7 protein-coding genes are annotated in these 8,454 nt (G+C 67.5%); 6 read left to right on the top strand and 1 reads right to left on the bottom strand.

Features of this window, described 5'->3' with window-relative positions; translation table 11 throughout:
* Window positions 1-160 precede the first annotated feature (160 nt).
* The 6 genes from G4D86_RS34505 (at window position 161) to G4D86_RS34530 (ending at window position 6,114) form a co-directional block, all read left to right on the top strand.
* Window positions 161-1,045, top strand: coding sequence for an aldo/keto reductase (locus G4D86_RS34505; protein WP_163998365.1), 885 nt, complete (start codon window positions 161-163; stop codon window positions 1,043-1,045).
* A 101-nt stretch (window positions 1,046-1,146) separates the two neighbouring features.
* The gene (locus G4D86_RS34510; RefSeq protein ID WP_163998366.1) at window positions 1,147-2,307 is read left to right on the top strand and encodes an aldo/keto reductase; all 1,161 of its coding nucleotides are present in this window, start codon (window positions 1,147-1,149) and stop codon (window positions 2,305-2,307) included.
* Between the two features lie 28 nt (window positions 2,308-2,335).
* Window positions 2,336-3,229: a (R)-mandelonitrile lyase gene (locus tag G4D86_RS34515; RefSeq protein ID WP_163998367.1), complete on the top strand. Its 894-nt coding sequence runs from the start codon at window positions 2,336-2,338 to the stop codon at window positions 3,227-3,229.
* Between the two features lie 4 nt (window positions 3,230-3,233).
* Window positions 3,234-4,319, top strand: a complete 1,086-nt coding sequence (locus G4D86_RS34520; RefSeq protein WP_163998368.1) for an alpha/beta hydrolase — start codon at window positions 3,234-3,236, stop codon at window positions 4,317-4,319.
* Window positions 4,320-4,353: 34 nt separating this feature from the next.
* Window positions 4,354-5,409 (top strand): alpha/beta hydrolase, encoded by a 1,056-nt coding sequence (locus tag G4D86_RS34525; RefSeq protein WP_163998369.1) that lies wholly within the window; start codon window positions 4,354-4,356, stop codon window positions 5,407-5,409.
* A 525-nt stretch (window positions 5,410-5,934) separates the two neighbouring features.
* Window positions 5,935-6,114 carry a hypothetical protein gene (locus tag G4D86_RS34530; protein ID WP_338050626.1) on the top strand — a complete coding sequence of 60 codons (180 nt, stop codon included), beginning with the start codon at window positions 5,935-5,937 and terminating at the stop codon, window positions 6,112-6,114.
* A gap of 1,549 nt (window positions 6,115-7,663) precedes the next feature.
* On the opposite strand, the gene G4D86_RS34540 is transcribed toward G4D86_RS34530, so the two are convergent.
* A complete protein-coding gene (locus G4D86_RS34540; protein WP_163998179.1) occupies window positions 7,664-8,089 on the bottom strand; it encodes a serine/threonine-protein kinase in 426 nt (141 codons plus the stop codon).
* Window positions 8,090-8,454 lie beyond the last annotated feature (365 nt).

An 8,454-nucleotide genomic window follows, 5' to 3' on the forward strand; every position in this document is an offset into this window, starting at 1 on the left:
GGCAGCGGTCCATTTTCAAGCACAGCTTCAAGGCCCTTCGCCCCCCAGCAACCTAGTTCGCCGCGTCCGGTGCGGCTACTTCTCTTCGCATCGGTGAAAGGCGTCGAGGTGAACCTCGGCTTCCGAGCCGCGCGACAGCAAGGAACGAAAGGCCCTGAGCATGACCAGCCCCTCTCTCACCCTCAACAACGGCGTGCAGATGCCGGCCCTCGGCCTGGGCGTCTTCCAGAGCCCGCCGGACGAGACCGCGGCGGCCGTCGAGGCGGCCATCCGGACTGGCTACTGCCTCATCGACACCGCCGCCGCGTACGGCAACGAGCGCGAGGTGGGCGAAGGCCTCCGCCGCTCCGGCCTCGCCCGCGACGACGTCTTCATCGAAACCAAAGTCTGGATTAGCGACTACGGCTACGACGCCACCCTGCACGCCTTCGACAAGAGCGCCCGCAAGCTCGGCGTCGAACGGCTCGACCTGCTCCTCCTGCACCAGCCGCTGCCGTCGGAGTTCCAGCGCACCCTCGACGCGTACCGCGCGCTCGAGAAGCTTCTGGCGGACGGCCGGGTGCGTGCCATCGGGGTGAGCAACTTCATGCCCGGGCACCTTGGGCGCCTGCTGGGCGTGGCGAAGGTCGTGCCCGCCGTGAACCAGATTGAGGTGCACCCCTACTTCCAGCAGGCGGAGCTGCAGCGCCTGCACGCGAAGCACGGGATTCTCACCCAGGCGTGGTCACCCATCGGGGGCATCACCGCCTACTTCGGGGGCAAGGAGCGGACCTCCTTCAACGACCCGACGCTGCTCGCCATCGGGCGCGAGCACGGCAAGTCGGCCGCCCAGGTGATGCTGCGCTGGCACCTGCAGCAGGGCCGCTCGGCGATTCCCAAGTCCGTCAAGCCCGCCCGCATCGCCGAGAACTTCGACGTCTTCGGCTTCGCGCTCACGCGCGAGCAGCTGGCCGCCATCGACGCGCTCGAGACCGGCGCCCGCGGAGGCCCGGACCCGGACAGCATCACCCTCGCCACCTACGGCCGTGCCATCCCCGAGGCCTGAGGACCGGGTCATGGACCCGAACGCCAATGGAGAGCGAGCCGCGGCGCGTTCGCGAAGACCTCGAAGCTTGGACTTCCCCCGCAGTGAGGAGGCTGTTGCTCATGGCACAGGACCGTAAGAACAAGCTGGGCCGTCGCTCCTTCCTGCTGTCGGCAGGCGCGTTGGGGGCGGCTCCCCTGCTGGGTTGCGCGGCCTCCCAAGCCTCTGGGGCGGCGGCGGCAACGTCGCGCAGGCCCGCTGCGCCCTCGGAGCTCGGCCGGCGCCGGCTCGGCAAGCTGGAGGTCTCCAGCGTCGGCCTGGGCGTGCAGAACATGAGCCGCACGTACCAGACGACGGTCCCGCACCGGCCCGAGATGCACAACATCATCCGGACGGCCTTCGACCGGGGCGTCACCTTCTTCGACGCGGCCGAGGCCTACGGCCCGCACGAGGTCGAGCGCATCCTGGGCGAGGGCGTCGCACCCTTCAGGGACCAGGTCGTCATCGCCACCAAGTTCGGCTGGAACATCGACCCGGAGACGGGCGCGCGGCGCCCTGGCCTCAACAGCCGCCCCGAGCACATCAAGTTGGTGGTGGAGGGCATGCTCAGGCGCCTGCGCACCGACCGCATCGACCTGCTCTACCAGCACCGGGTCGACCCGTCCGTCCCCATCGAGGACGTCGCCGGGGCAATCCAGGAGCTGATGGCCCAGGGGAAGGTCCTGCACTGGGGCCTGTCAGAGATGGGGCCAGGCACGCTTCGGCGCGCGCACGCCGCGCTCCCCGTGAGCGCCGTGCAGAACGAGTACTCGATACTGTGGCGCGGCCCCGAGGCGGAGGTGCTCCCGCTCTGCGAGGAACTGGGCATCGGCTTCGTGCCGTGGAGCCCACTGGGCGTGGGGTTCCTTACGGGGGCCATCGACGCGAACACGCGCTTCGCGCCGGGGGACATCCGCGGCGTCGAGTCCCGCTTCTCTCCGGAGAACCTGCCGCACAACCTGGCCCTCGTCGACGTGGTGAAGCGCCAGGCCGAGCGCAAGCGCGTCACGCCCGCCCAGGTCGCCCTGGCCTGGCTCATGGCGCAGAAGCCCTGGATTGTCCCCATCCCCGGGACGACGCAGCTGGCGCACATGCTCGACAACCTCGGCGCGGCGGACGTGCGCTTCACGCTAGCGGAGCTCAGCGAACTGAACCGTGACGTCTCGGCCGTGGACGTCCGCGGCGCCCGGCTCCCGGAGCAGGTGCAGGTCTTCTCGGGCGTCGAGGCACCCCCGAGAAGGTAGCGCCCATGGCACATCCCGAGGACGACCCATGAATCGACCGACCTTCACCGCAGCGCTTCTCCCGCTCCTCCTGACCGCGGCCTGCGCCCACACGGACAAGGCGAGTGCTGCCCCGGTTGTGCAGGCGCCTCCGGGCGACGGTGCGCAGTCGCTCCAGATTGCCCGTGCCGGCTCGCAGCCCTCGCGCGAGGGGCCCGCTGAGAACTTCACCGGGGCCGTGCGCGTGGACCCGCTCTTCCAGGCGAAGGCCCCGGCGCGCGCCTCGGGCGCTGCCGTCACCTTCGAGCCGGGAGCCCGGTCCGCCTGGCACACCCACCCGCTGGGCCAGATCCTCTACGTGAGCGAGGGCGTGGGCCGGGTGCAGCGCTGGGGCGACCCTGTCGAAGAGATTCGCCAGGGGGATGTCGTCTGGATTCCTCCCGGGCAGAAGCACTGGCACGGCGCCGCGCCCGACAGCCGGATGACCCACGTCGCCGTGTCGGAGCACCTCGAGGGCAGGTCCGTCGACTGGATGGAGAAGGTGACCGATGCCGAGTACGGCGCGCCAGCCACCGCGCGGCCGGCCACGGCCGCCGCCACCCCGGCCCAGGCCGGCGCCGCCAGCCAGCCCTCCCGGGCGCAGCAGCTGTTCGGCGACATCTCTCCGAAGATGGTGGAGCTCACGGACGGCGTGCTCTTCGGCGACATCTGGGAGCGGCCGGGGCTCGCCAAGAGGGACCGAAGTCTGGTGACGGTCAGCGCCCTCATCGCGATGAACCGCCCGGACCAGCTCCGGAGCCATTTCGCCCTCGCGCGCACGAACGGCGTCACGCGCGAGGAGCTCATCGAGACCATCACCCACCTGGCTTTCTACGCGGGCTGGCCGAGCGCGGTGACGGCGCTCGGCGTCGCGAAGGAAGTCTTCGACGGCAAGAAGGGCTGAAGCCATGAACCTCAAGAAGCGCATCCCCCTCGTCCTCGCCCTGAGTGCGCTCGCGACCTCGTGCGCCTCGACCCCTTCGGCCGGCGCGTCGGCGTCGTCGTCAGGGCTCACCCTGAAGGAACAAGGAAGCTTCGCCGTGGGCGGCACCGTCGTGACGGCCCCGGGGACCTTCGACCCGCGTCGGCCCTCGGCCGAGGGCGCGACGCTGCACGGAGACCACGCGTACGTCTTCTACCAGGTGCCGGCCGATGCCCGCCCGCTGCCGCTCGTGTTCTGGCACGGCGCCGGTCAGTCCTCGAAGACGTGGGAGACGACGGCGGACGGCCGCGAGGGCTTCCAGACGCTCTTCCTGCGGCGCCGCTTTCCGGTCTACCTGGTGGACCAGCCACGGCGCGGCAAGGCGGGTCGTAGCACCGTGCCGACGACAGTCCCGGCCACACCGGACGACCAGACCTGGTTCGGCATGTTCCGCATCGGCGTATGGCCGGACTATTTCCCCGGTGTGCAGTTCCCGCGGGAGCCGGCGGCGCTCGAGCAGTACTTTCGCGCGATGACGCCCAACACCGGGCCCTTCGATGCGGAGGTGAACGCACGCGCCGTTTCCGCGCTCTTCGACCGCATCGGCCCCGGCGTCCTCGTCACGCACTCGCAGGGTGGCGGCCCCGGCTGGCTCGTTGCGATGCGCAACCCGAAGGTGCGGGCGGTCGTCTCGTACGAGCCGGGCAGCGGCTTCGTCTTCCCGGAGGGCGAGGTGCCAGCGCCCATGCCCAGCCTCACCGGCCCGCTCGAGGCCACGGGCGTCCCGATGGAGCGCTTCCTCGCGCTGACCCGGATTCCCATCGTCCTCTACTTCGGGGACAACATCCCGGAGGAGCCGTCGCCCATCCCCGGCCAGGACAACTGGCGCGTGCGGCTCGCGATGGCGCGCCTGTGGCGCGACGCGGTGAACCGGCACGGCGGCAGTGTCACCGTCGTCCACCTGCCCGAGCTCGGCATCCGGGGGAACACCCACTTCCCGTTCTCCGACACCAACAACGTGCAGATTGCCGACCTCCTCTCGAAGTTCCTCGCCGACAAGGACCTGGACTGAGTTGCTGAGGCAGTCCAACGAGAGGAGCTCGCAGATGCGACACACCACTTTGAAGGCCGCCCTTCTGGCGGCGATGACCGGACTCCTGGCTGGCGAGGCCGGGGCGGCCGACTCCAGGAAGAACCCGTTCACCCTGGTCTACGAAGGTGCCATCACCCGGAATGAGCCGGGCAAGGTCAACATCCGTCCGGTCACCTACAAGCTCAACGGCTTGAGGATTTCCGCCAACGTCTACACCCCGGCGCAGTACGACCCGAAGAAGAAGTATCCCGCGGTCGTCGTGGCTCACCCCAACGGCGGGGTGAAGGAGCAGGTCGCGGGCCTGTACGCTCAAAGGCTGGCGGAGCAAGGCTACATCACGATCGCCGCAGATGCCGCGTACCAGGGCGCGAGCGGCGGGCAGCCGCGCAACGTGGATAAGCCTGCGTACCGTATCGAGGACATTCACGGCATGGCGGACTTCATCACCCGGTACCCGGGTGTTGATGCCACGCGTCTGGGCCTGCTCGGCATCTGCGGCGGCGGCGGCTACTCGCTGGCGGCCGCGCAAACCGACAAGCGCTTCAAGGCGATTGCAACGGTAAGCATGTTCAACTCCGGCCGGGCGCGTCGCAATGGCTATGCGGACTCGCAGCTGGAGACGATTCAGGAGCGTCTGCAGCAGGCTTCCGCTGCTCGCGCCCAGGAGGCGGCCGACGGGAAGGTTCTCTATGCCGGTGATGCCGAGCTGACCGATGAGCAGATCGCCGCACAGCCCTTCGACCTGTATCGACAGGGCTACGAGTACTACTGGAGGTCGCACGCCCACCCCCGCTCGACCTTCAGGTACACCAGGAGCAGCTTGCTCGACCTGATGCGCTTTGACGCCACGAACCAAATCGAGCTCATCAACCAGCCCCTGTTGATGATCGCCGGTAGCAAGGCCGACAGCCTGTACATGAGCGAGGATGCGTTCGCCAAGGCGACCGGCACGAAGGACAAGGAGCTGTATAAGATCGACGGGGCGACGCACATCGAGACCTACTGGGTTCCCAAGTATGTGAACGCCGCGATGGACAAGCTCACGTCGTTCTTCGCCAAGACGCTCTGAACCCACGCCCAGCTGTTGCCGCCCCTTGGCCCCGTCATCGCCGCCACCGTGGTGGCGGCAGCGCACTACTCACTTCACGACGCCGCCTTTCCACGTCCAGATCGCGGACCTGCTGTCGCGGTTCCTTGCCGACAAGAACCTGGACTGAGAGCCCGGCTCATACGTGCAGTTGGAGACCTACACATGCCGCGGTACCTGTGAATGGCAGCCGCGCAGTCCGAGGGCGGGGCTTCGGCGAGCGCTTGGCATTTCGGGCACCTTCTGCTGCTTCAAGTGAGTAGGTCCGATAAGATGGATTTGGGGAACATTTTGGGGGCGGCCCCACGGCCGCCCCAGCACGGGTCCGTGAGCTTCCCGCCTAGGTCTTCCGCGCTCTGCCTGCTGCGCGAAGGCCCCGGCTGCCTCGTTATGTGATGACCGGAGTAGGACGTCGGACGGGCTATGTAGCGGGTAAGCATCAAGGATTAATGCGCAGGTCCTGTGACTCCGGTCCATTCCTCATGCGCCTGTGCTCCCTCCCGTGTGGTGAACCACCGCCTCGGCTTGACGGGCGTCGCGGCCCTCGCTGGTGGCAACTCTCACTCGCTTGCCTTGAAGCAGGACGGCAGCGTCTGGGCCTGGGGTTACAACTTCTCCGGCCGGCTCGGGAACGGGACGACAACGGACCCTCTCGCGCCAGTGCAAGTACAGGGATTGGGTAACTGAGGCCACCCTGGGCGCCCGCCTACGACGGGGCCCGTATTGGTGTGCCACCACGAAGGCGCGTGCGGTGGCGTCGTCGGGCAGCTCCACGACCTCATAGGCCGTTGGGTTGAGGCACTCGCCTGCGACGCGGTAGCTGTCGTGGCCAAAGAGCCACCGTTGCACGGATTGCTCAACATGGGCTGCACTCCGGGAAGCCGGCTTGGCGCCGGCAGGGACACGCCCGGGTCCGTCCCGGGCAGTGTGAGGGAGAAGTGAGGCGTCAACTTGGCCGACAGCGCGACTGGGATGGGTCAGAACCACCCTCAAGGGGACCAGTCATTGTCCAGGAGACAAGGCTCGTCTACGTTTGCATACGCCACAACTGCAGCCCCACACCTTCCAGGTACCGTGATGCGAAACCATCGACTGATAATGCTATGCCTTCTGACAGCGCTCACTGCATTTCCACTCACCAGTAGAGCCCAAACTCCACCGCTCGTCATCACAAGCGTCACCGTCGATCTTGAGCAGCAACAACTCACCATCTTCGGCCAGAACTTCGGTAACGCTGCGCCGGGAGTCAGCCTCGCTGGCATGGGTCTCATCATCAAGAGCCACAGCACGACGACGGTAGTGGCGCACCTGCCGGCGCCGATCGCGGCCCTCCCCGGTACCTACCTCCTGACTGTGACCGCCCTGGATTCCGCAGCGAGCGGCTACGACCGCTTCAACGTTAGTATCGGCACGGGTGGCCCGGCAGGACCGAAGGGTGATGTGGGTCCTCCCGGTCCGCAAGGCCCGGCCGGAGCACAGGGAGCGGCCGGACCTCCGGGGCCTCAGGGCCTCAAGGGAGATGCGGGTCCTCCCGGTCCTCAAGGCCTAGCTGGAGTGCCGGGCCAGCCCGGTGTCGCAGGGGCGCCAGGTTCGGCCGGGCCGCCGGGGTCTCAGGGTCCCAAAGGCGATACGGGGCCGCAAGGGCCTCCTGGCCCTGGGGCGGCGCCAGTGGGTAGAGGGAACGCTGTCAGGTCGTTTTCCGCCACAGTAGGCGTCACCTCGTACGCGGATGCATTTGGCTATATTGTGCCAGCAGGGAAGATATTTGTTGTCACCGACATCGCCATTTTCAATTACGAGAACGCCCCCAGCACTAGCGTTGTCGCGCATTTGAAAGCGCTCCTTCCCAACGGGGCGGTTTCCCAGCGAGTCGCACTCCGCACCTGTGGATCTGTCTCCAATGCATACAACCCGAATTGCAACATCTCATTCCAGGCAGGCATCCGATTTGACCCGGGAGAAAGGATAATCGTTTATTCGATCTTGAACTCATACGCAACCGTGAGCGGCTACGAGTCTGATTTACCACTTTGATGAAGCCGTCGCGCCTCGCGGGTTGAACGAGCGTGGTTCGGTCGGAGCCAGGCCGTCGTAGGCCACCAACCCCGGCCGCCAAACGTCCAGGAGGACGCCGACGGACAGCCATCCACAGAAGCGTCGACAGGCGGAAGGCGTGCAACACAGTGTTGCCGCGCACCTTTGTTGATGGTCGGGTGAGCCGGCTGGTTGATGGCCATCACTGGAGGCGCGCGCCAGCGCGCCGCGCAGCTTGATGGACATCAAGGGCGAGCGCGCGAGGACGGTTCGGAGCGAAGGCCAGCACCACGGCCCCCGCGAGCCCCGCCGACAGCCACAGCTGCCAGCTCTCATACAGGCCTCGGCGCTGTAAGTGCTGGGGCGTTGCCTCTGCATCGTCGGGCTCAGGTGCCTTCTTGAGGAGGGGAGCCTTCACCTTCTCCGGCGGGGCGCGCACGGGTTGAGACGCGGGAGACCGTTCCACCTCCCCCTGCGGGGGAGCCGCTATCGACAAGAAGAGAGGCACCTTCGCCTGCGGCCCCGCGTCGCGCGCGGCCTGCTCGAGCGCCTCGGCCAGCTCGTGGGCCGTGCCGCGGGTCTCGGGGCGCACCGAGAGCATGCGGGAGATGACAGTGCTCAGTTCCACGCTGCAGCGGGCGTTGAGCTCGTGCGCGTGCTGGGGGCGGGGCCAACCCCTCACTGACGTCTGCGAGGGGAGGGAGGCCCGCATGGCACCAGCGCGTGCAAACGCTTGCACTGCCAGCTCATGAGCCCCAACCCTGTATCGTAGCCCTCCAAGTGTTGCATACATCAGGCCTATGCGGTTTGGCCGGGCACTGGTGCCCGGCTGACTCAGGTGCGGGCGTACTCGCACTTCAGGTATACCCCCTGTGTCAGGGAACATGTCGCCTCGGCTGACGTGCCGAGTTGACGACGCCCTGGGGGCGAGAGCAGGCAGAACGCGGTGCCGTACACGGATGCATTCAAGGCGCAGATGGTGAAGCGGATGGT

Origin of the sequence: Pyxidicoccus caerfyrddinensis (assembly GCF_010894405.1) — a bacterium.
GTDB lineage: Bacteria > Myxococcota > Myxococcia > Myxococcales > Myxococcaceae > Myxococcus > Myxococcus caerfyrddinensis.

Coding starts and splice junctions, on each gene's coding strand:
- G4D86_RS34505 (WP_163998365.1), top strand. CDS start 161: ATGACCAGCCCCTCTCTCACCCTCAACAACGGCGTGCAGATGCCGGCC.
- G4D86_RS34510 (WP_163998366.1), top strand. CDS start 1,147: ATGGCACAGGACCGTAAGAACAAGCTGGGCCGTCGCTCCTTCCTGCTG.
- G4D86_RS34515 (WP_163998367.1), top strand. CDS start 2,336: ATGAATCGACCGACCTTCACCGCAGCGCTTCTCCCGCTCCTCCTGACC.
- G4D86_RS34520 (WP_163998368.1), top strand. CDS start 3,234: ATGAACCTCAAGAAGCGCATCCCCCTCGTCCTCGCCCTGAGTGCGCTC.
- G4D86_RS34525 (WP_163998369.1), top strand. CDS start 4,354: ATGCGACACACCACTTTGAAGGCCGCCCTTCTGGCGGCGATGACCGGA.